23 protein-coding genes and 1 riboswitch are annotated in these 25,935 nt (G+C 58.7%); of the genes, 10 read left to right on the top strand and 13 right to left on the bottom strand.

Annotation, left to right across the window (positions count from 1 at the left end; genetic code table 11):
• Positions 1-45: 45 nt before the first annotated feature.
• From ASH01S_RS07140 to ASH01S_RS07110, 7 genes are all read right to left on the bottom strand, one after another.
• Entirely contained in the window at positions 46-1,077 is a 1,032-nt protein-coding gene (locus ASH01S_RS07140) for a hypothetical protein (RefSeq protein WP_067925712.1), read from the bottom strand.
• A gap of 100 nt (positions 1,078-1,177) precedes the next feature.
• Complete coding sequence (locus tag ASH01S_RS07135; RefSeq protein WP_067925709.1) at positions 1,178-3,535, bottom strand: bifunctional glycosyltransferase/CDP-glycerol:glycerophosphate glycerophosphotransferase; 2,358 nt, start codon at positions 3,533-3,535, stop codon at positions 1,178-1,180.
• 194 nt (positions 3,536-3,729) lie between these two features.
• The gene (locus ASH01S_RS07130) at positions 3,730-4,410 is read right to left on the bottom strand and encodes a YveK family protein (protein ID WP_067925706.1); all 681 of its coding nucleotides are present in this window, start codon (positions 4,408-4,410) and stop codon (positions 3,730-3,732) included.
• Positions 4,410-5,054 (bottom strand): CpsD/CapB family tyrosine-protein kinase, encoded by a 645-nt coding sequence (locus tag ASH01S_RS07125; RefSeq protein ID WP_083516902.1) that lies wholly within the window; start codon positions 5,052-5,054, stop codon positions 4,410-4,412. The genes ASH01S_RS07130 and ASH01S_RS07125 overlap by 1 nt, the downstream gene beginning before the upstream one ends.
• A 287-nt stretch (positions 5,055-5,341) precedes the next feature.
• Entirely contained in the window at positions 5,342-6,454 is a 1,113-nt protein-coding gene (locus tag ASH01S_RS07120) for a cupin domain-containing protein (RefSeq protein WP_083516908.1), read from the bottom strand.
• Positions 6,451-6,954 (bottom strand): DinB family protein, encoded by a 504-nt coding sequence (locus tag ASH01S_RS07115; RefSeq protein ID WP_067925696.1) that lies wholly within the window; start codon positions 6,952-6,954, stop codon positions 6,451-6,453. The genes ASH01S_RS07120 and ASH01S_RS07115 overlap by 4 nt, the downstream gene beginning before the upstream one ends.
• Positions 6,955-6,966: 12 nt before the next feature.
• Positions 6,967-7,872: a fumarylacetoacetate hydrolase family protein gene (locus tag ASH01S_RS07110; protein WP_067925693.1), complete on the bottom strand. Its 906-nt coding sequence runs from the start codon at positions 7,870-7,872 to the stop codon at positions 6,967-6,969.
• 245 nt (positions 7,873-8,117) lie between these two features.
• Here ASH01S_RS07110 and ASH01S_RS07105 point away from each other — a divergent pair, with 245 nt between their 5' ends.
• The 5 genes from ASH01S_RS07105 to ASH01S_RS07085 all read left to right on the top strand — a co-directional run bounded on the left by ASH01S_RS07105 (position 8,118) and on the right by ASH01S_RS07085 (position 12,956).
• On the top strand, positions 8,118-8,885 hold the full coding sequence (locus ASH01S_RS07105) for an IclR family transcriptional regulator (RefSeq protein ID WP_067925690.1): 768 nt from the start codon (positions 8,118-8,120) through the stop codon (positions 8,883-8,885).
• A 111-nt stretch (positions 8,886-8,996) separates the two neighbouring features.
• Entirely contained in the window at positions 8,997-10,325 is a 1,329-nt protein-coding gene (locus ASH01S_RS07100; protein ID WP_067925687.1) for an MFS transporter, read from the top strand.
• Positions 10,326-10,691, top strand: a complete 366-nt coding sequence (locus ASH01S_RS19660) for an MFS transporter (RefSeq protein ID WP_083516901.1) — start codon at positions 10,326-10,328, stop codon at positions 10,689-10,691. It begins immediately after the preceding gene.
• A gap of 426 nt (positions 10,692-11,117) precedes the next feature.
• On the top strand, positions 11,118-11,654 hold the full coding sequence (locus ASH01S_RS07090) for a dehydroquinate synthase/iron-containing alcohol dehydrogenase family protein (RefSeq protein ID WP_067925682.1): 537 nt from the start codon (positions 11,118-11,120) through the stop codon (positions 11,652-11,654).
• A 102-nt stretch (positions 11,655-11,756) separates the two neighbouring features.
• Positions 11,757-12,956: a thiolase family protein gene (locus tag ASH01S_RS07085; RefSeq protein ID WP_067925679.1), complete on the top strand. Its 1,200-nt coding sequence runs from the start codon at positions 11,757-11,759 to the stop codon at positions 12,954-12,956.
• A 179-nt stretch (positions 12,957-13,135) separates the two neighbouring features.
• Here ASH01S_RS07085 and ASH01S_RS07080 read toward each other — a convergent pair whose 3' ends face one another.
• Positions 13,136-13,858 carry a GntR family transcriptional regulator gene (locus ASH01S_RS07080; protein WP_083516900.1) on the bottom strand — a complete coding sequence of 241 codons (723 nt, stop codon included), beginning with the start codon at positions 13,856-13,858 and terminating at the stop codon, positions 13,136-13,138.
• A gap of 453 nt (positions 13,859-14,311) precedes the next feature.
• On the opposite strand from ASH01S_RS07080, the gene ASH01S_RS07075 reads away from it, so the two are divergent.
• Positions 14,312-15,313 (top strand): type I phosphomannose isomerase catalytic subunit, encoded by a 1,002-nt coding sequence (locus ASH01S_RS07075; RefSeq protein ID WP_245628967.1) that lies wholly within the window; start codon positions 14,312-14,314, stop codon positions 15,311-15,313.
• Between the two features lie 67 nt (positions 15,314-15,380).
• Here ASH01S_RS07075 and ASH01S_RS07070 read toward each other — a convergent pair whose 3' ends face one another.
• Positions 15,381-16,283 (bottom strand): bifunctional 5,10-methylenetetrahydrofolate dehydrogenase/5,10-methenyltetrahydrofolate cyclohydrolase, encoded by a 903-nt coding sequence (locus tag ASH01S_RS07070; protein WP_083516899.1) that lies wholly within the window; start codon positions 16,281-16,283, stop codon positions 15,381-15,383.
• 53 nt (positions 16,284-16,336) lie between these two features.
• Positions 16,337-16,419, bottom strand: a riboswitch (ZMP/ZTP riboswitch).
• A 221-nt stretch (positions 16,420-16,640) separates the two neighbouring features.
• Here ASH01S_RS07070 and ASH01S_RS07065 point away from each other — a divergent pair.
• Positions 16,641-17,297, top strand: a complete 657-nt coding sequence (locus ASH01S_RS07065) for a hypothetical protein (protein ID WP_067925673.1) — start codon at positions 16,641-16,643, stop codon at positions 17,295-17,297.
• A gap of 78 nt (positions 17,298-17,375) precedes the next feature.
• On the opposite strand, the gene ASH01S_RS07060 is transcribed toward ASH01S_RS07065, so the two are convergent.
• Positions 17,376-18,431 carry an LCP family protein gene (locus tag ASH01S_RS07060; RefSeq protein ID WP_067925670.1) on the bottom strand — a complete coding sequence of 352 codons (1,056 nt, stop codon included), beginning with the start codon at positions 18,429-18,431 and terminating at the stop codon, positions 17,376-17,378.
• Between the two features lie 266 nt (positions 18,432-18,697).
• Between ASH01S_RS07060 and ASH01S_RS17875 the strand changes: the two genes are divergently transcribed.
• Entirely contained in the window at positions 18,698-19,060 is a 363-nt protein-coding gene (locus tag ASH01S_RS17875) for a cupredoxin domain-containing protein (RefSeq protein ID WP_067925667.1), read from the top strand.
• Positions 19,061-19,068: 8 nt separating this feature from the next.
• Here the strand turns inward: ASH01S_RS17875 and ASH01S_RS07050 are convergent, their stop codons facing one another.
• Positions 19,069-20,619 (bottom strand): MDR family MFS transporter, encoded by a 1,551-nt coding sequence (locus ASH01S_RS07050; RefSeq protein ID WP_067925763.1) that lies wholly within the window; start codon positions 20,617-20,619, stop codon positions 19,069-19,071.
• A gap of 327 nt (positions 20,620-20,946) precedes the next feature.
• On the opposite strand from ASH01S_RS07050, the gene ASH01S_RS07045 reads away from it, so the two are divergent.
• On the top strand, positions 20,947-21,300 hold the full coding sequence (locus tag ASH01S_RS07045; RefSeq protein WP_067925664.1) for a hypothetical protein: 354 nt from the start codon (positions 20,947-20,949) through the stop codon (positions 21,298-21,300).
• Positions 21,301-21,324: 24 nt separating this feature from the next.
• Here ASH01S_RS07045 and coaA read toward each other — a convergent pair whose 3' ends face one another.
• Positions 21,325-22,281 (bottom strand): type I pantothenate kinase, encoded by a 957-nt coding sequence (coaA, locus tag ASH01S_RS07040; protein ID WP_067925761.1) that lies wholly within the window; start codon positions 22,279-22,281, stop codon positions 21,325-21,327.
• A gap of 272 nt (positions 22,282-22,553) precedes the next feature.
• On the opposite strand from coaA, the gene ASH01S_RS07035 reads away from it, so the two are divergent.
• A complete protein-coding gene (locus ASH01S_RS07035) occupies positions 22,554-23,489 on the top strand; it encodes an NAD-dependent epimerase/dehydratase family protein (protein ID WP_245628965.1) in 936 nt (311 codons plus the stop codon).
• A gap of 107 nt (positions 23,490-23,596) precedes the next feature.
• On the opposite strand, the gene ASH01S_RS07030 is transcribed toward ASH01S_RS07035, so the two are convergent.
• Positions 23,597-25,801 (bottom strand): penicillin-binding transpeptidase domain-containing protein, encoded by a 2,205-nt coding sequence (locus ASH01S_RS07030; RefSeq protein ID WP_169794195.1) that lies wholly within the window; start codon positions 25,799-25,801, stop codon positions 23,597-23,599.
• Between the last annotated feature and the right edge of the window lie 134 nt (positions 25,802-25,935).

Below are 25,935 nucleotides of genomic sequence, written 5' to 3'. Positions count from 1 at the left end.
TTATAAGGCATCACTCCATCTCAATGCTCAGAACAAGGATGGAAATCATGCAGAATAACGCCGTACCTCCGTCGATGATTCATCTCCTCTCTTAGCCTTGAGTTTCCGCCGGAGTAAGTAGAGGAAAATTGGAAGAGTCGATTTCCATTGGGCCGCTCTCATGGCAGCTGGATAAAGTTTGTTGTGTCGCGAGCGGTATTCTTGGAAAACATTATAATGCATATTCGTCAGTATATATGTCAAAATGCGCAAGTGTTTCCGTCTGGTAAACCAGGACAATGATAGATACCGATCGATTGTGTTTCGCACGAAGTAATATGGAATTGAGGGTACAGAATTTAAGGTCCTTTTGTCTAATGTGTTCAGCCACCTGTAAATAAGTGTAAGCATGATGGATTGTTCTTTCCGATTTCGCCTGCTCACAACCTCTTGGTACAGGGGTCCAATGTAGCCGCTCATCAACTCCTCACAGTAGTTTGCAATCAATTCCCCGCGAATGTATTTGTTTATATGGAGTCTGCTGACATTCTCCGAGAAGCTGGAAAGCGCTTCTGTGAACTCCTGGATAGTCGTTTCGATTTGGGTTCTGATTCTTGAATCAGAAGACTCCTCCCCTATCGAGGGGATTCGGAGCAATGGCTGCCGAGCGAGAGGGTATACATGGATCCAGTCAGCATTGAGCAGGGCGCGGGCTTTCCATTCGTATTGGTCATATTGTCTGCTGGCGCTGTGGATTTCGCGTGACAGATTCTCCAACAGGTTACGATGAAACACCATATGGTTGATTTCGGCGTCGTGCAGTAAGGATGGCACCTCTTCAATTCGTGAAAATTGCCTGGGGGAGTCGCTATGCGAGCGAAAGACGATCACGTCGTTGTCATGGAGGCCGACTTCGGCGACCAGACGAACGATCTCCCCGACAGAATACTCGTGACTATCCGTGCCCTGCGGAAACCAATAATATGCCGCCGACGTTTTGTCAAGCAACTGGGATAGGTTGTATGCGATGTTATTCGGTTCGCTTGAAACAACAACCCTGCTTGAGTTCTTCACTGCCAACAAGTCACCATCACTCATGTGGGCCTCTCTCCGGCATAGGAAACAGTATTCGCGCGCAAGGTCGGAAGAATCTGCTGGTGTATCCGCGAGAAATTTGTCATGGCTAGTACTCAGTTCATCAACCGCGATTACCAAGCATAGGACTGGTTGCAGCTCGTCCACGGAGATCCTTCCCCTTCCATTTCGCTTCATGATGCGTGAATGCCTGCATGAACCGGTGCAATGAAAGCCCGTCACGGTGGTCAAAGAAATGTTCCGAGAACCTTTCTATCCGATCCAAATCAAATGCTCCGGCCGAGATGAGGCGAACGACTTCTTCGGTCGTTCGAGCGATGGGTCCAGGAACAAACTTTGTATAGTCATAATAAAACCCTCGCTCCGAGAGATACTCTTCCAAGTCGTAAGCGTAAAATATGATCGGTCTACGGAGCAGGCTGAACTCAAATACGATAGACGAGTAATCCGTGATCAGCAGGTCGGCGATCAACAGGAGCTCATTCACATCTTGGACCGAAGACAAGTCCAAGACAAAGTCTGTGAGCTCCTCATTCAGTCGAATGGCTTTCTTGACCACAGGATGCAGCTTGAGAATGAGTCGGTACTCCGATGACAAATGTCTTTGCATGAGACGTAGATCAAGGTCCAGATTGAATTTGGCCCGTTGACCAGGTCGACCACGGAAGGTCGGTGCGTATAAGAGTATCTTTTTTCTGCGCAGAATTGGATATTCACCTAGGTACCGCCGCTTGGTATATTCGATGAGTTCCTGATCAAAAAACATGTCTGTACGGGGTACGCCTATAGGCAACACGGTACTCTCTGGCATACCAAAAGCTTCGGCATAGTGCGGTACAACTGACCGAGAATCTGTCACCGCCGCTGTATAAATTCTATGAGCTCTTCGTTCGAATTCGTCAGAGTTGGAGTCCACCTGGCCTATGGCGCTGAATCCAAACTTCTTGAATGCACCGCAAGCATGCCAAGTCTGGACTACCGCTGTGTCCTTTCTGGCTAGCAAGTTGTATAAGGGTCTATAGTAATCATCCAGGACGATGGTGGCAGCACTGCCAAAGTTATAGAACTGGCAGCATTTCTGCAGAAATCCCCTTTTGTGCGCACCGTACACTCGTAGCCGCGACACATCGTTTGTATAGAAAATGTGGTCATAGATAGCCTTGAGGTTACCTCGTAGTTGATTCCCCTTGCTGGTTGCAAGAACAATTTTTCGCGATCTGCCCGGGAATATCTTCCCGAAAGTGAAGACTACCCGTCGGAGAAAGGCGGACGTCAATTTGGTTCTTAGCTGTCTACCTTTTCTCTGTTGAACGAACCACCAGAATGGTATCGTGCTGCGACGCCGTATGGCCTTGGTCGCCACTCTGAATACCTTGGGATGTCGTCTGCGAAATGCGTCTTTCGCAGAGGAGTCCAGCTTCGAGAATATGGTATTCAGAAGTCGCCAATAGGGTCGATATGCACCGAGTCGAACCTGATGGAGGCGATCAATAACACCTTTCACAAACCAATAACGCACGCCGGGGACCGACACCAGTAACTCACTGTCCCAATCACGAATCCAGTTATTCAGAGACTCAAACGTCGCTGCTTGAACATGAACATCTCGTGTTCGAAGAGCCGACATTAGGCGCGGCCAAATATCCATGGATACGACTCGTTCCAAATAGTTACACAACAAGTCCCGGTTGTGAACCAGAAGAGACGTATTTAAGGATACCATTTCGTACAGGTTCTCCAGGGCTGAAAGCGGCTTTGCTAAGGCTTCTTGTGTCAGTGAGTTGTTTCCGTCTTCCCGGACGCGGTAATAATAAACGACTGAGCCAACCGAGTATATCCGATGGGCGCGCAAATAGGCTTGAATGACAAACGGTTGATCCTCACCCAGGGTAATGTGCTCGGGGAAACGGATATCTTGGATGAGATCCCGTCTGTAGAGTTTTGCACAGGGACCGACAGAGTAAAATAATTCTGGATTGTCGCTGAGTTGCTTGAATCCAGGGATGGTAAGGCCCTTTTCTACTTGAATTCGGACGGGCCAGCGCCCTTTGCTGCTGAAGCGGACCATGGAACCCATGACCAGGTCAGCATGATACTTGCATGCCGCCAAGTACAGTACTTCAAGGGCGTCTTCTGGCAAAAGATCGTCGGAGTCGACAAAACAGATGTATTGACCTGTGGCTGCGGCCAAACCATGATTACGAGCCGACGCAGGACCTCCGTTCTTCTTTCGCAAAACTTGAATTCGCGGGTCCATGGCGGCATATCGACTTACGATGTCGTTCGTCTTATCGGTCGATCCGTCGTCAACCAAGATAAACTCAATATCTTGAAGGGTCTGCTTCAGCAGTCCTTGTATCGTCTGTTCGATGTAATTTTCCACGTTGTAAATTGGCATTATCAGGCTAACCAAGACATTGCTCGTTCGTTTCGACGTCTTAACTTCCGGTATGGAGCCCATTCATCTCTTCGTCCCCTCAATAAAGCACAATCATGATGTCATGTTCAGGTTCCAGCTCGCTTCGTATAAAATTGAACCGCTATGTCTATCACTGGTCCGCAAACCTATCTTGCGCCAGTTTGTCTGTTTATACGGGTAGACACGTGAACATTGTAAAGAACCTACTCGCTGTTAGACAAGCCGCAAGCAAGGCTTTATTCCCCTTCATAATCGGCAATCGAACCGATGACGGGCAGCTGCAAGTACCGCGTCACTTCTTCCTCCGTCTTCAGCCTTGTATCCAAGTACTCCAACAAAAACGCGAGTCCGATGCTGACCATGAATCCGAGCACCAGGGCAATCGCCAAGTTCAGCTTCTTGTTGGGTTTCACCGGTGTCGGGTTGGCCGAAGTGACGGCTGGATCGACAATTTGGACGTTCTTGACGTCCATAATGGACTCGGCCTTGCGCTGAAACACGTTGGCCAACGCATTCGCAATCAGGGTGGCCAGTTTCGGGTCTGGGTTGGTGACGGTCACCTGAATGACCTGAGACTGGTCTGGAGCTGAGACGTCAATCATTTTGTCCAATTGCTGCGGCGTGTAGCCGAGGTCCAGGTCGGCGATGACCGCCCGCTCCATGGTTGCGCTCTTGATGATGTCACTGTACGTTTTCACCAATGCCTGGTTGGCCATCACGGTTTGATATTCCATGCCACTTTGGGTGTTATCCGACTTTTGGTTCACCAGGAGGGTAGTGGTGGATTGATACTGCGGCGTCAGCACGAAGAAGGACAGGATGCCGCTCACAATCACCGCCAAAATGGGGATGGCGAGGACTATCTTCCACCTCTTACGAATAACATTCCAGTATTCGCGAAGCTCCAGTTCTTCCATCAATGACCCTCCGTGCTTGCGTGTGCGCCACCTTGAACGCCTGAATCATAGTAATAATAGTAATAACCTGCTGATTTCCTTGGTACCCGGTTGAGCACAACCCCGAGGATGCGGGCTTCGACCTGCCGCAGCATGCCGACGGCTCTCTGGGCCATATTGCGGTTGGTGCGTTGGGCGTCCACGACAAGGACGGTTCCGTCAGCAACACGGGTCAGCACAAGCGCATCGGTCACCGCCAAAATGGGCGGCGCGTCAATGTAAATGTAGTCAAATTCCCCGCGAGCCCACTTCATGAGGTCCGCGAAGGCGGAGCTGGCAAGCATTTCGGCCGGATTGGGCGGGATGGGGCCGCTCGATAATAGGAACAGGTTGTCTATGCCGCTGTACATAATGCACTGTTCCAGCTTCCGTTCCTGAATGAGCAGGTTGCTCAAGCCGTCCAGGTTTGAGGTCTGGAAGCGCTGGTGAATCTGTGGCTTGCGCATGTCGGCGTCGATGAGCAGGACGCGCTTACCGGACTGGGCTGTGACGATGGCGAGGTTGGATATAGTCGATGTTTTGCCTTCACCCGGTTCACTGCTGGTGACGAGGATGACCTTCGTCTCTTCCGCCACCCCTGCGAACTGCAGATTGGTCCGTATCATTCTATAGGCTTCTGTGATAGGCGATTTCGGATTTGCCAGTGCAATGTGTTGGGGATAATGGTTGGATGACGCCACGCCCTTACGCTCCTTGCGCTTGTCGAATTTTGAGGATGCAGCGCGGTGGTTCCCGTGAACTGTTCGTGGGATTCGACAGAAACCGCAATATAACACAACCTTACTTTACTATAAATCGGATGCTTGAGGAAGACAGGAGGCCAAACAATACTGAGACGGGAAGGGAGACTGGGGAGAGATTTCGCCCCAGTCTCCGAGTTTCGGTCGAGGACTCAGCCCAGCGCCGGTTCAAACACCGATTCAATCGGTTGATGTTCTGCGGGTAACACCTCTTCCCGCTGCAGGTTGAACCGTTCCATGATGGGTAGATCACTCACCGAGAACAGATAGGCGTCGGTTGAGCCGGTGTTGACATGCTCATGCCAGGCCCAGTTGGGCACGACCAAGTAATCACCCTCTGCCCATTCAAACTTCTGCCCGTTGACAATGGTGTAGCCGCTGCCGCGAAACACGTGATAGATGCTCGCGTACGTGTGCCGATGCGCGAGCGAGTGGAAGCCCTTGGGCAGGCGCTGCATCCACGACGCCACGTTCGGGTGGGCCGACTGGCCGGTGGAGGGGTTGATGTATTCGACCGCATAGCCGTCAAACGGATCCGGCGGCGTGCCGTCCATGCCGAGGAGCGCTTGTTCGGTCGAGCGCCAGCGGAACCGGTTGAGCGGGGCCGCGGCGGGGTGCCTGTCGGATATCGGGCGCAGCATGCCGCCCTGGTAGCGCTGGGCCGAGTGGCCGTCCGGCACGGACGGGGACTCCAGGTGGTCGGGGTGCGGGTCGAAAAACGTGCCGCCGATGGCGTAGATGAGCGGAATATCGAGGCAGTCCATCCAGATCATCGGCTCCTCGCCCGGGTGTGCGTGCCCGTGCCACAGCCCCTGCGGGGTGGTGAGAAAGTCGCCTTCCTCCATGAACACCCGTTCCCCCTGGACAATGGTGTAGGCGCCCTTGCCGTGCGTGATGAAGCGCAGGGCGCTCTGGGTGTGCCGGTGCGACGGGGCCGCCTCGCCGGGCAGAATCAGCTGGACGGCGGCGTACAGGGTCTGCGTAGTCGACGCCCAGCCCCACGGCTGGCGTTGGCGCAGGCCGGGGTTTTGCAGGTAAATGGCGCGCCGTTCCCCGCCCCGCTCGGGCGTGAAGATTTCGCGGGCCTTCATCAGCTTGTCGTGCAGGAGCTGCCACTTCCACAGATACGGCACCGCCTGCGGTTGAGGTTCCCTTGGCATCAGGACGGGAATGGCGTGCCACAGCGGACCAAGGTGAACGCTTTCCAGCTCTTCGTTGAACTGTTGCACCTCCGGGCTGTCGAGGAACGTGTGCGTCTCCATCAGAATCCCTCCCCGTGGGCCTGTTCGTATGCCGCCAGGTTGCGGCGAATCTGTCCGATGTGGCCCGAAATGTGTTCCACCAGGAAATGATCGAGGAGAAACGACAGCGGCTGGTTGCCGAACTTCGGATTGACGTGATCCGCCCGCACCTGCAAGTCCTGGTCGGTGATGCTGGCCAGTGTGCGGTCGATGAGGTCCTGGGTCGCGCGCACCCCTTCGACGACATCCTGGGTGGTCCGGTCGTGTGCCCGAGCGACAGCGCCCAGGCGGCTTTCGTGTTGCAGCGTGCGGCCCCACTTACGGGCTGGATCGGCCAAAGTGGCCTTGAGTTCATTCATCCAGAACGTGTTTGCCTCCTCGACATGGGCGAGCACCTGCAGGATGGTCCACTTGTCCGCCGCTGGTTGAAAACGGATAACGGTTTCCGGCAACGGCGTGACGGTGGACAACATCTCGTCCAGCAGACCGTGAATTTGCTGCCGGTATTCCTCCACTTGGCTCATGAGGCCACCTCCTCAAACAGCCTGCACGCGGTTTGTCAGCGTGCCGAGCTTGTCAATCGTGATTTCAACAATGTCCCCGTCCTTCAGGTACTGGGGTGGGTTCATCGCGTCGCCGACGCCGCCGGGGGTACCGGTGAGAATGATGTCGCCGGGCTCCAGCGTGAGGATTTGCGAGATATACGCGACGAGAAAGTTGACATTGAACACCAGCGTTCCGGTGTTAGCGCGTTGGCGGACGTCGCCGTTGACTGTCAGGGTGACGTTTAGGTCATGCGGGTTGGGCACCTCGTCCGGGGTGACTAAGTAAGGGCCGAGGGGCAGGCTGCCATCCAGGTTCTTGCCCTGCATCCACTGGATGGTGCGGCGCTGCAGGTCGCGGGCGGACACATCGTTGGCGATGGTGTAGCCGCCGACGTAAGAGAGCGCCTCCTCGGGCGGCACGTTTTTGGCCGTGCGCCCGATAACAAACGCGAACTCGGCTTCGTAGTCCAGTTTCTGGGTTACGGACGGAAGCGGGATGACATCCCCCGACCCGCGCACGGTGTTGGCGAACTTAGCAAAGAGCACCGGGTACTGGGGGATTTCCCGCTTCATCTCCAGGATGTGTTCACGGTAGTTATGGCCCACGCAGATGATCTTGCCAGGGCGCGGGACGGGCGCTTCCAGCCGCACGGAGGCGGTGCTCACGCAGGCATCGGCGAACACCCGCGGCTGTTGGCGGGCCGCCTCCACGAGGCGTTGCAGCCGCTGGTGGCTGGCGTCTCCGCCGGTCAGGTAGTCGAGCATTGAACCCACGGGCTGGCCGGGGAGGACGGCGTCCACCGCCCGCTCGGCCCGCCCCACGTCCAACAACTGTTCCTCAGACAGGGCCACGCCCAGGCGGTGGCCCGTACCCTCGCTGAATGTCGCAAGCTTCAAGCTGCACCACGCCCCTTTACCAATAGTAAATATAGTTATCGATTCGTTAATTTGACTATAGCAACCACGGCTGGTTTTGTAAACGGTTGAATTCAGAGGGGATTGACAAGTCGGATGCGTTCCTCCTATGATAATCACGATATCGTGAATATTATTTACTCATTGTTGATAGTTTGGGGGGTGAGGCGGGAGGACGAATCTGATAGAGTTAAGGGCTAGAAACGACTTATGGACGGAGGCAGAGGATGTCCAATCGACGCGACATGACAGGACTCGGCATCCAATCGGTCGAGATAGCGATTGAGATTTTGAAAAAGATTGGGGCAGCGAATCGACCGTTGTCCATCACGGAGATCAGCGAGTTATGCGGGATGTCAAAGAGCCGGCTGCACCGCTACCTAACCAGCTTGTATCGGACAGGGTTTCTCACGCGCGACGACGACCTGCGTTACTCGATTGGACTGGAGCTGATGTCGCTGGGGCTGTTGGCGTCGAACCGCTGGGACATTCGCAGGCTGGCAAAGCCGGCGCTGGAGCGGCTGCGCGAGCGTATCAACGAGACGGTGGCGCTGTCGGTGTGGACGGAGCGGGGGCCGCACTTTCTGCAGTGGGAAGAGAGTACCCGCGCCGTCAACATCGGGATTCGCGTCGGAGCACAGGTGAGCGCGGTGAAGTCGGCGGGCGGTAAGGTGTTTCTCGCATATCTGCCGCGTACCCAGACGGAGGCGGTGCAGCGTCGCGAATTGCGGGAGTACGGCATCGACGCTGAGGCGTTGGAAGTCGAATTGGCGGCCATTCGCAAGAACGGCTTTGCCACCACGGAAGAGAGCCTGCTGCCGGGGATTTTGGCGATTGGCTGCCCGGTGTTTGGGCGCGACGGCGAAGTGGTCGCGGCCATCACGGTGGTCGGGATTCTGGGCGTGTTGGACGGGGGCGCGACATCGCCGGTTGTGAAGGCGTTGAAAGAGGAGTGCCGCCGCCTGTCCCGGGAACTGGGCTGCGGCGACGCATAACGCGAGGGAGCCCAGGATAGGGCTCGGATGGATGGACAACGATAGCCCCTGATGGGAATCAGAGCTGGACGGATAACGAAACCCCCGGTGGGGGAGTGGAGGTGAAGGACGGTGCGAACCGTGCAGGTGGATGAGGTGATTGGACGCGCTCGGGTTAACCGCTTTCATTGGTTTCTCCTTTTATGCTGTACGTTCATGATCATGTGCGACGGTTACGATCTCTTCATGTACGGGACGATTGTCCCGTCGCTGATGAAGGACTGGGGGATCTCCCCGGTGGTGGCCGGATCGCTCAACAGTTACGCGCTGGTGGGCATGATGATTGGCGCTCTCGCGCTGGGGCCTGCGGCGGACCGGTGGGGGCGCAAGAACGTGATTGTGATCAGCTGCGCTGTGTTTTGTGTATTCACCGGGTTGGCTGGATTCGCCGGCGGGCCAACGGCGTTTGCAGTGCTGCGGTTTATCGCCGGTTTGGGCCTGGGCGGTATCATGCCGAACACGGTCGCTCTGGTGACGGAGTACGCGCCGGCGTCCGTCCGCAGCACGTTGGTCGCTGTGATGTTCAGCGGCCACCCGTTCGGCGGCGTGGTGGCTTCGCTTATCGGGATGTGGTTGGTGCCGACGGCCGGCTGGCGGGCCGTACTCTGGGTAGGAGCCGTTCCGTTGCTGATGCTGCCGCTGTTTGTCTGGTGGGTGCCGGATTCCCTGCAGTTTTACTCGCAGAAACAGCGCACAGACAAGCTCGCCGCTGTGTTTGAGCGAGTGTCTGGGGAGACCTATGACGTGCAGGATCGCTACGTGTTGACACGGCCAGTGCAGAGCGGGTTCCCGGTCATTCGGCTGTTCGGCGAAGGCCGGGGCGTATCGACGATCCTCTTTTGGGTTTCGTTTTTCATGTGCCTGTTGACGATGTACGGCTTGACGACGTGGCTTCCGAAGCTGATGCAGACCGCCGGGTTTGCGGTGGCGTCGAGTCTCGGGTCTCTGCTCGCGCTCAATCTCGGGGCCATTGTCGGTGCGGTGATCGGATCGCGCATCGCGGATTGGGTGGGGGCGAAACCGGTGCTGGTGGTATCGTTTCTCATCGCGGCCGCCTCGCTGGTGGCGATGAGTCAGAGGCCGTCCATCGGTCTGCTCTATGTTCTCTTGTTCGTCGCCGGGGCCACCACCACGGGCACGCAGATTACGTCCAACGCCTATGTGTCCCAGTACTATCCGACGGAAATGCGGTCCACCGGCATCGGCTGGGCGCTGGGTGTGGGCCGCCTGGGCGGCATTTTGGGACCGACGATGGGTGGCCTGTTGGTGGCCGGACACCTGTCTTTGACCGCCGACTTTCTCGCCTTCGCGCTGCCCAGCGTGGTGTCCGCCGTGGCCATGGCCTTGGTCCAGCAGCGTTACGCTGAGTGGCGGCAGCGCGCAAGCCACCCCGCCATGTGAGTGGGCGGCGCCGTCACTTCATGGCCATGCGCGGCCCATGAAATCGCGAGTGGACGCCGAAAGGTGCTCATTCCCGCAGCTGTGGCATTTTCATTTCTGTCTATCTTTACGGGCCTGGCCAACGGCCTCGTGCTCATGCTTGTCTGCGGGGCACTTATGGGAATGTTCGAGTGCGCGTTCACTCCCACTGCGGTGGCAGCCACTACCGAGGCGTCCAAGCCTGGCCAGCGCGGCTTCAACATGGCCTTCCAGCATTTTCGTCATGAGTTCCACGACCCCTTGATCCGTGGTTTTGCCCGTGGGGGGTCGTGGCGTCTCCGTCCGTGCCGCAGTGCATGGACACGTTCCTGCGCCACTCGGGGCTAGGAAATTCAGCTGTCCTCAGCAGAAGAGGTGTTATCTTTACAAATTCGACTTTATATTTTATATTTACTATAAAATAAAACATCGCTCGGTCCACTCGGGAAGCAGTCCGAGAACAGTTGCACGGTACGGTGGGTGAACCAGAAGCGAGACTTTGTAAACCGCCTGATGTGGACTTTCTTACAGGAAGACACGAAGAGGTGGCTGGTATCTCTCCGCTGCTTGAGCATGGAGTCCATGATAAAGCTGAAGCCGGGACCCGCACCACGATTGGCAGCGGATTCTGTGTTACACAAAAAGTAGACTGCCATACTTGGGATCCAAATGATGGATTTCTACCACTTCACGGGATACCACTTGGAAACTTGCGACCGGGCGATACCAAGCGGTTGTTCCGTCTTGGTGCATCCGGTGCGGGAGGAATGACGAGTGCATACCTGCCGCTTCATTTTCCGAGTGGCCGAGGATGGGATCCGGTCCCTGGCTGCAAGCTTGCCAAGCATCGCCGCGAACCCTGAGGATCGGGAGGCACGTTCCGAAGCCCTATACGGCGGCTGGATCGGCGGTATGGTTCTCGCCACTGTGGGAATGGCTCTGCACCACAAGTTATGCCACGCACTAGGCGGAAAGTGCAATCTGCCGCACGCCGAGACCCACGCCGTGGTCTTGCCATACGCGGTGGCTTACAACGCCTCAGCGACCGATTCAGCGATGCGGGCGATTGCGGGGGCGTTGGGCCATCCGGATGCCCATCCTTCAGAGGTTGCGGGTTTGCTGTACGACTTTGAGCGTCGCTTCCAGATTCCGTCCTCTTTGAAAGAGCTCGGCATGCAGGCTTCCGATTTGGATGAGGTTGCCGAATTGGTGACGACGGATTCATTTTACAATCCCCGTATGCCCAAGCGGTCCGAGATTCGGCGATTGCTGGAACTTGCTTTCCGCGGGGAGCGCCCGGAGTTGGGCTGATGAGGTCGCAGTCGACATGATTTTCGTGCCGGTTGTGCCTCCTCCGAAAGTTCACGTTTGAATCGAATGAAACGCAAGGAGATGGGAGGGTATCCGCGAAGCATGCTTGAATCCGTATGGATTGTGGAATACGTTCGAACGCCGATTGGGCGTCACGGTGGTGCATTAAAGCGGGTTCGCCCAGATGATCTCGCTGCGCACGTCATTCGTGAGGTGGTTCGGCGCGCTGGCGTGGAGGCCGGACAAGTCGAGGAAGTGGTGATGGGATGTGCAAACCAAGCGGGTGAGGACAATCGAAACGTAGCGAGAATGGGGCTGTTGCTGGCCGGGCTTCCAGACAGCGTGCCGGGCGTAACGGTCAACCGGCTTTGCGCATCCGGCCTAGAGGCAGTCAACCAGGCGGCCCGCGCCATCGCGCTGGGGGAGATTGACGTCGCCGTGGCCGGTGGGGTCGAGAGCATGACGCGTGCGCCGATGGTACTGCCCAAGCCTGAAGTGGAATTTGTCCGCGGGAATCAAACATTGTGGGACACTACCTTGGGTTGGCGCATGGGGAATCCAAACTTTCCGTACCCGCTGGAGAGCATGGGCGAGACCGCGGAAAATGTGGCCGAACAATTCGGCATCTCGCGCGAGGACCAGGACGAATTCGCCCTTTCCAGTCAACATAAGGTGGCGAAAGCGCAGGAAGCCGGCTTCTTCCGGGGCGAAATTGTCCCGGTGGTGGTGCGGGGGCCACAGGGAGAAACGGTGGTCGAGGCGGACGAGCAGCCTCGTCCACAGACGACGCGGCAGGCGTTGGCCAAGCTGCGGCCAGCGTTTCGTCCTGGCGGTACGGTGACGGCCGGGAATTCTTCCAGCTTGAACGATGGAGCCGCGGCGCTACTCTTGGTCTCGGAACGAAAGGGGCGTGAACTGGGGCTGAAGCCGTTGGCCCGTTACATTGCCTCTGCCGCGTCGGGGGTCAGTCCGCGCATCATGGGCATCGGGCCGATTGGCGCCACCCAAAAGGTGTTAAAAAAGACGGGGCTGTCGGTCGACGACCTGGACTGGATTGAGCTCAACGAGGCATTTGCTTCTCAATCGCTTGCGTGCATTCGCGAACTGGGATTGCCGATGGAGAAGGTGAACCCCAACGGCGGAGCCATTGCGTTAGGTCACCCATTGGGTTGTTCCGGCGCGAGGCTGATTGGGACGTTGGTGAGGCAGCTTCGCCAGGCTGGCGGTCGCTACGGGCTTGCCACTCTATGCGTGGGAGTGGGTCAAGGTTTGGCGACGGTTGTCGAAACGGTGGAGGAGTGATATGGAAGCGCCCATGAACAAAGGCAAACTCTTGCTAGATGTCACCTATGTGCCGGAGGACATCCCTTATCCGGCCGACCTGTCGTAAAGCACCTTATCCGTGCTCCACTCTAGTGCTATGCGGTACCGCTCGCTGGCTTATCCGGCGAGGAGGATCGTTTGGGACGCTATCCTACAGTTCAACTGCGGGATTCTTTGGAGGCATCGGTGGCTGTGGCGTCGTTTCGCAGGGATGCAAGGATTCCTTGGCACACCTGATTGATATGCGCGTGCATCTCTTGTTCTGCGAGCGCGGCATTCCCTTTAGCGCACGCCTCGTAAATCTTGCGGTGAGATTCCCATGCTTCACTGCGCATCCCGTAATCAAGGTACAACCGAATATAGGGGGCCACTTTGTTGCGCAGGTGCATCACGAGCTCCAGGAGGTTCGGTTGCTCGCAGGCGGTGTATATGGTCTGGTGAAATTGATGATTCAACGCCTGAATGGTGACGAAGTCATCTGAGTTCTCCGCGAGATGGATAATTTCACGCAGACGGCTTAGCCTCTCCGGGGTCATGTACGGAACCGCCCGTCGGATGGCAGCACCTTCCAGGAGGGCGCGGATAAAATGGAGTTCCTCAATCTCTGCCGGGCTTCGTTCGGTGACGAATGCACCGCGGTGTGGATATATGGTCACTAAGCCTTCGGCAGAAAGCGTCCGAATGGCCTCACGAACGGGGCTCAGGCTGACCTGAAATTGCTTCGCGATTTCTGCCTGATCCAATCGCTCACCGGGACGGTACTGACCCACGAGTATAGCGTGTCGCAGCCGGTCTACGACATGCTTCTCGCGAGTGACTGGGAAATCGCTCGAGTCGTTTGGCAAAGCCGTGTTGATTGGCGTTGAAGTATGCTCATGCATAACAGGGAAACGATCCTTCCATAAAAATTGTGTCAAAAATTGTGTCGGTCTGATTCTGCCGCCTTAAAAGAGGCATGAATCCATCTGCGAAATCTGCGAAGATATATTATGATATATCTGCTATCATATCATAGATTTTGGGTCTCATCTTGAGGCTGAACTGGCGATGGAATCGGGCGCGCTAAATCGTGTAGTGGATCTAGGACCCCTTATGATCGGCTCCGTGGTGATCCGCTTCGCGCGGGAGCATCCCGGATTTTGCCACGGGCATGATTTGCCGGAGGCCATCCCCTGTGCTAAGATGTCGGTCAGAGATAAACCCGCAGCCAGAGGCCGCTGTGGGCGGGCGGGCCGCCATGCTGGACAGCAGGGGCGGTTTTTTATGTTCGCGGGGCGTGGTTAGGCCCTTTGGCCGCCCAATGGGACGGATGATACCGAAAGGGGAAGGTGCGCATGGCCATGTTTTATCCAGTCAAGTTCGCTCCCATCGCCATGGAACGGATTTGGGGCGGGGGTGTGCTCAAGTCCTGGTTTGGTGTTGCCACCGAGGCGCCGATAGGAGAGTATTGGGTGCTGTCCGGTCACCCCAACGGCACGAGCGTGGTCAGCAACGGCTGGCTTGCCGGCAAGTCGCTGGTGGACCTGACGGCACAGTATCCAGAGGAGTACCTGGGCGACTCACCGCAGCCCCGCTTTCCACTGTTGGTGAAGTTCCTGGAAGCCAGTACAGATTTGTCCGTGCAAATCCATCCGGACGACGCCTACGCGAAGGAACACGAGGGTGATTTTGGCAAGACAGAGGCTTGGTACGTGCTCAAGTGCCCCGAGCGGGGCCAGGTCAATTACGGGCACCGTTTTCAGAACCGCGAGCAATATCGGGCAGCGGTGCTGGAGGGCCGGGTGAAGGATTTCTTGGAGTACCGGCCGATTCAGCCGGGAGACGTGGTCTACGTCCCGTCGCGCACCCTGCACGCGCTGTTGGGGGGAACGATGGTGATTGAGGTGCAGCAGACTTCGGACGTCACGTACCGCGTGTACGATTGGGATCGCGTGGGTAAGGACGGACGGCCGCGGGAGCTGCATGTCGAGAGGGCGGCCGATGCCATGATCTTCCGGGATGACGCGGACGAGCTTCTGGCTCAGAAACGGCATGTGGAAGACGCCACCGAGCGTCGCATCCTCGGCAAAGGGAATGGCTGGACGATGCTGCGGTTGGTCACCTGTCCGTATTTCACGCTGGACAAAGTGGAGTTGGAGCAGGCATCGGCGACTCTGCAGAGCGGCCGCCCGGGCAACCCGGACATCCTCATCTGCGCGGACGGATCGGGCGTGTTGCGCTGGCAGAAGGAAGAGCTGCCGCTCAAGGCCGGGGACACACTGTTGGTGCCAGCGAGCATCGACGACTATGAGCTGGCCAGCGACGGTCGGCTGACGGTGCTGCGCACATATTATTGACATGGGTGCGGTGTGCCCGGCGGAGAATGCCTGGCTGTGGCGGCGCTGGCCGTGGGCATCCATCCCTTCACCACTGGGCACCTCCTCCAGCCCGTCCTACAGGCTTGTTTTGCGGCTTCGTCTTTCGCGGCTGCTGCAGACGCAGAGCCTGCATCAAGTTGGAGAACAAGAGCGCGGTGGTCACGGGTCCGACGCCGCCCGGGACGGGGGAGCAGGCGGCCGCGCGGGCCGCGGCGGCCGGATGGACATCTCCCACCACGCCACCGTCCGGGGATTCGTTGATGCCGGCGTCTATCACCCACAGCCGCTCGTGCACCATGTCCTCACGAATCAGGCCGGCCTTGCCGACGGCGACAAACAGGATGTCCGCCTGGCGCGTGTGCACCCGCAGATCGGGGGTACCGATATGGCAGACGGTCACGGTGGCTCCTTTGCGCAGGAGCAGATGCAACAGCGGCTGGCCGACGGTCTGCCCGCACCCGACCAGGACGGCATGTCTTCCGGCCAGGGGATAGCCGTGATACTCGGCCAGTTGCACGCAGGCCTCCGGCGTGGCTGGATAAATGCCGGGTATGCCGCAGAGGTTGGCCATGCGGTTGTGTGGCGTCAGGCCGTCGATGTCCTTGTCCGGGCGGATGGCGGCGGTAACGGTCTGCGTATCAATGCTTGGCGGCAACGGCAGCTCGACCATGATGCCGTGCACGAGCGGGTCTCTGTTCAACTGTTCCAGCACCGACAACAGCTGCGCCTGCGAGGTGTCAGCGGGCAGTTGCCGCACCTCCAGTTCGATGCCGAGCTGGCGGGCAGTGCGGCGCTTGGCGTTGGCGTAAAAATCCGAAGCCGCATCACCTTCCACCAGCACGGTCACCATTCGCGGCGTGACTCCGCGGGCCTGCCACGCCAGCGCCTGCGCGCGAACGCGTGCGCGAATGTCTTCAGCCAGGCCACGGCCGCACAGTTGCATGGTCATCAGCTGCCCCTCCTAACGAAAAGACCGTCTGAGCTGTACACACGTACCTCGTACGTGTTCGCCCAGGCGGTCGGCTGTATTCTATCCACCATACTCCCTCGTGGTGCTCCACGTTCCGCCAGTCATATGGTGGTTCCTATCCATTGTTGGCATTCGCGCTAGGAACTTCGCAGGGGAGCGGAGTCAGAGCGCGCGGCTCCCAGCCAATCCGTTCCCAGGATAACAAGGGTTGCGGAATTGGTCAAGGTGCTCCCGCCAGCGTCGTCGAACGGATTGGATTCATGGTATGCTAGGGCATATCATGTCGAGTTTGGTCGATCGAGATCCGCAGATGGCGACAGAAGGTGGTACGGATAGGTGGAGTACCTGGTCTTCATTCGCTTTGAGGAATCCCCAGCCGTGGCGCGTCGACACATAGAAGCGGCGGAGAGTGCTGAAGCAGGCAATTACGTCCTGAATTCCCGCTACTACGCGCGCCCGGGCGAAGAGACCCCGTGGCTGGAACAGGCACTTTCGGACGCGCGCGGGCGCGGGGTGTTCATCGCACTGTATCGCGGCCGTCCGGTCGGTCACGACTTTGACGGTAACGCGTTGTTCTATCCCTTGGATTTGGTCTGGTGCAAAGACGATGTGGAATTGGCCGAGATGATAGGTGTACCGTTGAGCGAGAGCCTGGACACCGGCGCCTCCTCCCATCGGGAGGGGCGCGAGGCGGATGAGCCGCGATCTAGTAAACACTGGGAGTCCTCCAGCCGCCGTGCGCCGTCCGGTGGTGCAGCGGTGGACAAGCACGCGTGGGCCACGCCCCAGCAGACGCCGGAGGACACGCGGCTGATTGATGTGCCAGCCGGACGTTGGCGTGCTGATGAATCGGACATGGATTCGTCGCAGGCGCCAGTAAGCGAGCGAGAGCGCAAGTCCCCGGCGCTGCGCACAGCGGTCTGGTTTGTGGTTTGCCTGGTGGCGTCGTTCATCGTGGCGTACTGTGCTGCGCGCTTATTCCTGGGGGATTGACCGACGGCCGAACGAGCCGGAGACCACGCGGAAGTCGGTGGCGGGTTCATCCAGACGAGCGCCCTCTCGGGAGACTTCTCAGCCGCTTGTGGAGCTCTTGCCGCCCGAGTTGTTTTCGATCCGTCCGACAAAATGCTCCTGAATGATTTGGTGCAGCTTGGTTTTATCCAGGACAATTTCCGAGTTATAATTCTTGAGGATGTCGTCGTACATCGTCTCGTTGGTCCCCGGTACCTGGTAATGGTGAATTTCACTGCTTGAATTGAAGTCCGATTTCACCGCCAAACCCAGGCTCAAAAAATCCTCTGTGGACATGTTGGTGGCGATCAGGAATTTGGGAATCTCCGCGGCCAGCGCCGGCAGATGCGGAATCTCCGCCGGGCTCATCGCCTTCTTGGCGATTCCCGCCAGCGCCAGTTGCTGCAGCTGCTGCCGGCCATAATCGGTTCCGGGCAGAGAATCCCGTTCATGCACCACTTCCGCGACATCTTTGCCGGTCATGGTATGCACACCCTTGGTGTACACCTTGCCCCGGTCTTCCTTATACCATGGGTGGGTCAGACGTACGTCAAACGGCAGGTCCATCGTGATGCCGCCGAGGGCGTTGACCAAGTCCTGGAGTCCCCAGTAGTTGGTTTCCGCATAGTAGTTGATAGGAACGCCTGTCAGTTGACTTACAGCTGCGACGGCTTGAAGGATGCCCTCCTTGGTGCCGTGCACGGACTGGGCGATGTATTGCACACTGGTCAACTTCGTGTACCCGTATCCCTGCATGTACACCCGCGTGTCGCGCGGAATACTGAGCATGTTGTACTGGTGGCTCTGAAGGTCGACGTGCACCAGCACCATCGAATCGGTGTGGCTGGCCTTCTCTCCCGGGCGTTGGTCTGATCCGATGAGCAAAACATTGAACACGCCGCTCGGCAGGGTGGTGTTTTGCTTCGATTCGCCCGTTGGAGTGACGATGGGCAGGTTGCTGAAATGGTTCTGCGGTTGCAGTTTGTGGTATTCCCACGCGCTAACCCCGGCCGCCGCGCCCAAGATGACCGCGATTGACAACAGGGTGTTGCGCAGGATATGCCGCTTTTTTTTGCGCGGCTTGCCCGACGCGCGTCGGGTTTCACGATTCGCCATATTTTCCCCTCATCATAACAGAATAGCCTCTGCGGCATGTGTCCACGGCGATCCCGTGCTGCCAACAGTGCGCCGCAAACCGTCCAAACGACATGGATAGACATACTCTACCACGTACAGCCAGCGATTTCTATAGGACCGGGTGTTCACCGTTGACGAATTTGCGGATTCCTGAGGCCAGTGGCGCGTATGCCTCCGGGCTATTCGGGAAATCTATGGTTGAGGTGGTAACTATGCATCGATGTTCAACATGGGGGCGTTGGGCTTTGGCGGCAGCGGCGTTCGCCGCAACCGGGCTCTCTCCCCTCTCCGCTCCGCACGTCCAGGCCCAACCGCGTACGCTGCAGATTGCCATCACGGACGCGGGCTTTCGCCCGCAAAACATCTTGGTGGCGCTGAACCAGCCGCTGCAGCTGCGTGTGATCAACGTCGGCAAGAAGGAGCATCAGTTTTCCATACCCTACTACCGCATTTACACGGAGACCTTAGCCCCTGGCCGGGTGTCGACAATCGGCTTCGCCCCTTGGACGAGTGGCCGCTTTGAATACATTTCCGATCCGGCCGGGGCCGGTGGGGCTGAATTCACGGGCTGGATGACGGTGGTGGATGCCACCCAGCGCCTGAAGTAGCATTCTCCTTATTCGGCGACCGGTTTCGCCCGCGGCGCGCGCGAGTTGGAGATGTGGATGCGTCCGAGGAACAGGGCGCAGATCACACCCAAGAGGACAAACAGCATGCCAATGAGAAACACGCTGTGCAGCGAATCCACCAGGGTGGACTTGAGCACAGGCACGACTGCCCTACGAATCGCGGCCGGCATCTGGGCCAGCGCCGATGGGCTCAAGAGCGACGAATACAGCCCCTGCGCGTTGGTCGTGATCATGGATTGAATATGGGCGACGGTTGGGTTGTTGCCGGCCTGCTTGAGGAACGGCCCCAACGCGTCCGTGAGCTGCGCGCTGGAACGCGCGTTGAGCACGGCGCCCAGAATCGTCATGCCAAAGGTCCCGCCAATCTGGCGGAAAAATTGGCTGGACGAGGTGACCACCCCAAGTTCGGTCTTGGGGAAGCTCTCCTGCAGCGCGATGGTCAAAAGCGGCATGACCAGGCCCAGGCCCAGACCCAGGATGATCATGTACACGGTAACCACCCAACTGGCCGTATGCACGCTCAGGTGCGTGAGCAGGTAGAAGGACGTCGCCATGATCAGCATCCCTGCCACCGTCTGGGTGCGCACGCCAACCTTGGTCACCAGACGCCCGCCCACGATGCTGCCGAGCATGACCGTGAGCATCATCGGCGTCATGGCGGTCCCGGACGCGGACGGGCTGATGCCGGCGATGCCTTGCAGAAACAGCGGGATGAACATGATGGAGCCGAACATGCCGACGCTCATGAGGAACCCGACACCGTTGATGAGCACGAAAATCCGGCTGCGGAACAGGCGCAGCGGCAGGATGGGCTCCTTGGCCCTGGCCTCCGCCCAGACAAACGCGGCCAAGGCGATGACCGTGAGAGCAAACAAGCCGAGGATCTTCCAGGACGTCCACGGCGCGTCCTTGCCGCCGAACGTGAACGCCAGCAGCAGACTGACGACGCCGACAATCAAGGTCAGGATGCCGAGGATGTCAAACTGGACGCGCTCGTGCCGTTCATGTCCGGCCAAGCCGAGGGCGATGAAGGCGATGGCGATGAGGGCTATCGGCAGATTGATGTAGAACACCCAGCGCCAGCTCAGTGCGTCCACAATCCAACCGCCAATCTGCGGGCCGATGATGGACGACAGGCCAAAGATGGCGCCGAAGACGCCTTGCCACTTGGCGCGCTCGGCGCCGGTAAACAGGTCGCCGATGATGACCATGGCCATGGGCATCATGATGCCGCCGCCGATGCCTTGAAAGCCGCGAAAGATGATCAGTTGGTCCATGGTCTGGGCCGTCCCGCACAGGGCGGACCCTATCATGAACAGCGCCAGCCCGGAAATGTAGACCACGCGCCGGCCGAGCAAATCGGCCAACTTGCCGGCGATGGGCACCACGGTGGTGGACGTCAGCATGTAGGCGGTGGTCAGCCAGGTCATGTAGGCGAGGCCGCCCAGGTCGCCGACGATGCGCGGCATCGCTGTACCCACAATCGTCTGGTCCAACGCGCCAAACAGCATCGCGATGATAAGGCCGGTGATGAGCATCGCGCGGTGGCGAATAAACGTGCCCGATTGCTCCTTGGGCAGGACGTTCTCCTGTTCCAAACAGCATTCCTCCACTCTCGCCGCACGAAGCGGCAATATTCCGTCTTGGCAAATGGTTTAGTGGCTATATTGTTTAGTCGCCGTAATGCAACTATGCCACATGGCCATCTCTCCGTCAACTGGCCACTCGAGACCACGCTCCATTCCCCATTATATCCACGCAGATTGAATCCGCGGGCTCCTTGCAGGAATTTGTTTCCCCATCACGAATCGTGGTAATCATGGAAGAATCCGTGACACAGAGAGATCAACGGGTGGGGTGGCGCTGTGACGGCAAGCCATGGGCATCGCTTGTTCGACTTACTCCTGCGGGAGATTGACGAGCAGGTTCGACAATATCAAGACCAGCACGGCCAGTGGCCGAGCACTGTGGTTCTGCCGCGCGGCCGCTACATCTTGCTTGAGGACTACTGCCGCGAACTCGAGGTGACCCGGCTCACCGAGGCCATGATGCAGCTCGCCACCGTGCGCGGCGACGCGGCCCGTTGGCAGCAGCAGAAGCAAGCCGCCCAAGCCGCGCTTGAGCGATTGCGCCGGCAGGGTATCACCGAACTGGTGTGCAGCTTTTGCACCCTGGCTGTGCGGGTGGACGCGGGACGCGATGAACTGGGTCTGGAATAACCCGCGGACCGGGGCTCCGTCCACTCACAGCTTACGCAGGTGCACCTGCTGCACGGTATGGCCCTCCCCTTTCTCCAGCACCAGGTCGGCCCGCGCCTTGGTCGGGGCGATGTTCTCGCGCAGGTTGGGCTCATTGATCTCATGCCAAATGCGCCGCGCCACAGCCTCCGCCTCGGTGTCGGTCAGGGACGCGTAGCGATGAAAGTACGAGTGCTCGTCCCGGAATGTCGTCCGGCGCAAGGTATGAAATCTGTCCACATACCACTCCTCGATGTAGCGCACGTCCGCGTCCACGTAGATGGAGAAATCGAAGAAGTCCGAGAGGAACACCCGCGGACTGCGCCGTCCATCCGAGGTGCCGGTCTGCAGCACGTTCAGTCCTTCCAAGATGACGATGTTCGGTTGGCGGATGACCTCATACTCCCCAGGCACGATGTCGTATGTCAAGTGAGAGTACACCGGCGCGACAACCTCCGGTTTGCCCGACTTGACATCGGCGACAAATTGAAGCAGACGGCGAATGTCATAGCTCTCCGGGAACCCCTTGCGGTTCATCAGACCGCGGGCTTCCAGGATGCGGTTGGGGTACAGAAACCCGTCGGTCGTCACCAGGTCGACCTTGGGGTGGTTGGGCCAGCGCTTGAGCAGCGCCTGTATGATGCGCGCTGTCGTGCTCTTGCCCACCGCCACACTCCCGGCGATGCCGATGATGTACGGCACTTCGGCGCTCTGGCTGCCCAAAAAGCCACTGGTGGCGCGGTATAGGTCCTGCCGGTTGGCCACGTACAGGTTCAGCAGCCTCGACAGCGGCAGGTAAATCGCCTCTACTTCCGCCAGCGATATGTTTTCGTTGAGGCCGCGCAACCCTTCCAGCTCTTCCTCGGTCAGCGGCAGGGGTGTGGCATCGCGCAGGCGGGCCCATTCGTCGCGGTCAAACGAGATGTATGGTGAAAACCCGACGCGTGGACTGAGGATGCCCATGGCCTGTCGTACTCCCATCCCGATATGCATTGGTCGGCCTCCCCGCGGCCGTCGCTCAAGAATTGGTCGGCCACATTGCAAGTTGCCTCGCTCACATGCGTGACCCGCAGTGATGGACACAGTCCCGGTTTCGACACATGGTCACTGATACATCTTGCCTTGCTGCGGCCGCAGATGCAAGTCATTTGGGCAAATTTTCATGGCAGGTGCGGTTTCCGCCACACACAGCCACCGCTAGAATAGGGAGAGAACAGAGATATCGCGCCAAAGGGGTGAACATACTGAAAGTGCTGGTCACCGGCGGCGCCGGTTTCATCGGATCGAATGTTGTCGACGCGCTTGTCGCCAGTGGGCACGAGGTGGCCGTGCTGGACAACTTGTCCACGGGCCGAAGAGAACATGTGCCGTCCAGGGTGACGTTCTACCAGGCGGATCTGGCGGGGGACGACTTGGACGCGATTGTCGCGGCGGAGCGTCCGCAGGTGGTCATCCACCATGCCGCCCAGATCTCCGTGCCACTGTCGGTGGCAGACCCGGTCTGGGACGCGACCGTCAATATCCTCGGCACGCTGCGCCTGCTGCAGGCCTGTTTGCACGCGGGTGTCGCCAAGCTGATCTACGCCTCTTCCGCCGCAGTCTATGGGAATCCGGCCTATCTGCCTGTGGATGAGCGGCACCCGATTCGGCCGATATCTCCCTACGGCGCTTCCAAATACGCGCCGGAATTGTACATCCGCATGTTTGCCGAGTCTGTCGGCATGCGCCACACCATCCTGCGCTACGCCAACGTGTATGGCATCCGTCAGGATCCGCAAGGCGAAGGTGGGGTGGTATCGGTGTTCGTCGATTGCCTGTTGTCGGGCCGGCGCCCGGTCGTCTTCGGCGACGGGGAGCAGACGCGCGACTTCATCTATGTCAAAGATGTTGCAGCCGCCAATGTGGCGGCATTGACTGCGGGGGATGGAGGCACCTTCAACATCGGCCGCAACGAGCGCACGAGCGTCAACCAACTGTTGCGGACCATGAGCGAGGTGTTGGGCCGGGAGCTGGAGCCCGAACACGCTCCGCCGCGCCCCGGCGATATCCGGCACAGCTCGCTGGCCAACGAAGCTGCCCGCGCGGGTCTCGGCTGGGAGCCGCGGTATACGCTGGCCGCCGGCCTGGCCGAGACGCTCGACTACTATCAGCGACAGGGCCCCGCTCGTTGATCCGCCCGCATCACGCGCGACCAAGGCTCTGGTGAAGCCCGCCGTCCCGGCGGGCTAAGCGGGCTTGGCACGCGTCACTGGCCTGCCACCTGCACGCCCTCGCCGGCCTAATGCGTCTCCTCCGGCTGCTTGTAAGCGACCGACTGCTTCCAATTGGCCGGGATGGCCGTGCTCTCCCAGTCCTTCTTGGGGAAGAACGACGCGTGGTGCTCCTTGAAGTACGAATCGAGGATCTTGCGCGCCACCGGCGCCGCCGCGTCTGCGCCCCAGCCCGCGCCCGGAATCATCACCGCAATCGCTACCTGCGGCTTATCGTACGGCGCGTAGGCGATGAACACCGAGTTGTCGACCTTGTGCTGGTTGATGGTGATCTCCGCCGTACCCGTTTTGCCGGCGGCCTTGTACGGCGCGTCGTGAAAGACATCGTAGGCTGTGCCCCCCGGACTGTTGAGCGCGCCGAGCATGCCCTCGCGGGCAATCTGCAGGTACTCCGGCTTGATCTTCACCGTCGACTCCACGTGTGGCTTGACCACCTGCAACGGCTTGACGTCCTTGGGCAGGGTCGGCTTCATCACCGAGGGGTAGACCGCCTTCAGCACGTGCGGCTGGATGCGCTGGCCGCCGTTGGCCAGCATCGCCGTGTACTGCACCAGTTGGATGGGTGTATACTGCTGTATCTGTCCCATCCCGATGAACGCCGCGTCCGCGGGCGAAGCGGGGATGTCCACACGGCCCTTTTTCTTGAGCGTCTTGGCGACTTCAGCCGGAACGACCGTTGGCTGCTTCGCCTGATTCCCCAATTCGTCCACCCACCACTTGCCCATGTCCTCGCCGGGCAGGTCAATACCCGTTTTCGGGCCCAGGCCAAAGCTCCACTCGCCCATCATCAGCTTCACGTACCCCTGCCAGAAGTCGGTCGTCGCCCAGGACAAAAGCGATTTCCCGTCCTGCGGGGCACCGGGGTTTTGCGCGGTCGCGCCGAACCACTTGGCAAAGTGCAGGCCAATTTCGTAGAAATACGTGTCGCATGAGACGGCAATCGCCTTGATGGGATCCACGATCCCGTGGTTCGCATCGTCATGCGCAATGTACCCGCCCAGGTTCGTGTAGTAGGAGTCCGCGATGGTCGTCCAGGGTGTGATGACGCCCGCCTCCAGAGCGAGAATCAGGTTGGCCGGCTTCACGGTCGATCCGACCGTCTGCGGTCCTTGGATGACGTGGTTGGTCTGTGCCCCCCCGGGTGTGTTCAGGTAGTCCTGGTGTTTCAGGTAGCCGCCGTTGCCCGGGGTGTACCAGTTGGGGTCCAGATACGGATAGCTGGCCATCACCAACACCGCGCCGGTGTGCACATCCATCATCACGGCGGAGGCAAACGGAATCTCGCTCGCGTCTTTGGTGTGTAAGAGTTGCGAGTACAACGCTTCTTGGGCCACCGCCTGGAGGTGGCCGTCGAGCGTCAGCTGCAGGGTCTTGCCCGGCTGTGGCGCCGGATTGAAGCCCAACTGCTGCTGGCTGTCTCCGGACGGATCCACCAGGACTTCCTGTTTACCGACGGTGCCTTGCAACAGCCGCTCGTACTCCTGTTCGATGCCGCTTGTTCCGACCTTCTGGCTCAGCAGGTACTTTGGGCCGCCGTCCTTGGGGTGCAGGTATTGGTCTTCGTTATCCTGGGTGATGGAGCTGGTGTAGCCAAGCACCTGCCCGGCCAGATCTCCGTACGGGTACTCGCGCATGCCGTCCGACTGAATGGCGACGCCGGGCAGGGAGTCCAGGTGCTCCTCGATGAACGACAGCTGTTTCTTGCTGATGTCCTTGAACAGGCTGATCTGGGCCAAGCGCTTACTTGTGGGTACACCCTTTTGCTCCATGGTGTCCTCCAGCTTCTTGGCGTTCACGTGAAAGACGGGCGCCAGGAGCTGCGCCATGCTGTGAAAATCCTGCTTGGTATCCGAAAACACGTCCAGCGTCACCGAATACGACGGTTTGTTGTAGGCGAGCAGGTTCCCGTTGGTGTCAAAGATCCAGCCGCGCGAAGGCAGGACGGCCACCTTTTGGATGGACGCCGTTGAAGCCTGCTTGCGGAAGGAGGCGCCTTCATTGATTTGCACAAAGCCAAGACGCAGGATGAGGCACCCCATGGCGATGAAGACGAAGCCATAGACAAAGTTGACGCGGGCTGTGTGGGGGCGGTGCGGCGCCGCCGTCGGTTCCTCCTCGACAGGTTGCCGCTTCGGGGCCCGTGGCGGGTTCGGTTTTGCGGAGCGGTGTCTCTTTTTGTGCGAGAGAAACCATGAGCGGGATCGACGTGCCAACGGCATTTATCCCTCCCCAAGTACGGAAAGTTCAAGATCAGACGACGAGACACAGGATGACGAAATCTAGGCATATCATAGCATTTCTGAGCAAACTGTGTGCGCGTTTCGACAGCGTCGGCAGGGTGAAGAGA

The sequence above is a fragment of the Alicyclobacillus shizuokensis NBRC 103103 genome, assembly GCF_001552255.1.
Classification (GTDB): domain Bacteria; phylum Bacillota; class Bacilli; order Alicyclobacillales; family Alicyclobacillaceae; genus Alicyclobacillus_G; species Alicyclobacillus_G shizuokensis.
The sequence above is the reverse complement of the archived record's forward strand: the minus strand, read 5'-3'. Positions and strand labels throughout refer to the sequence as shown.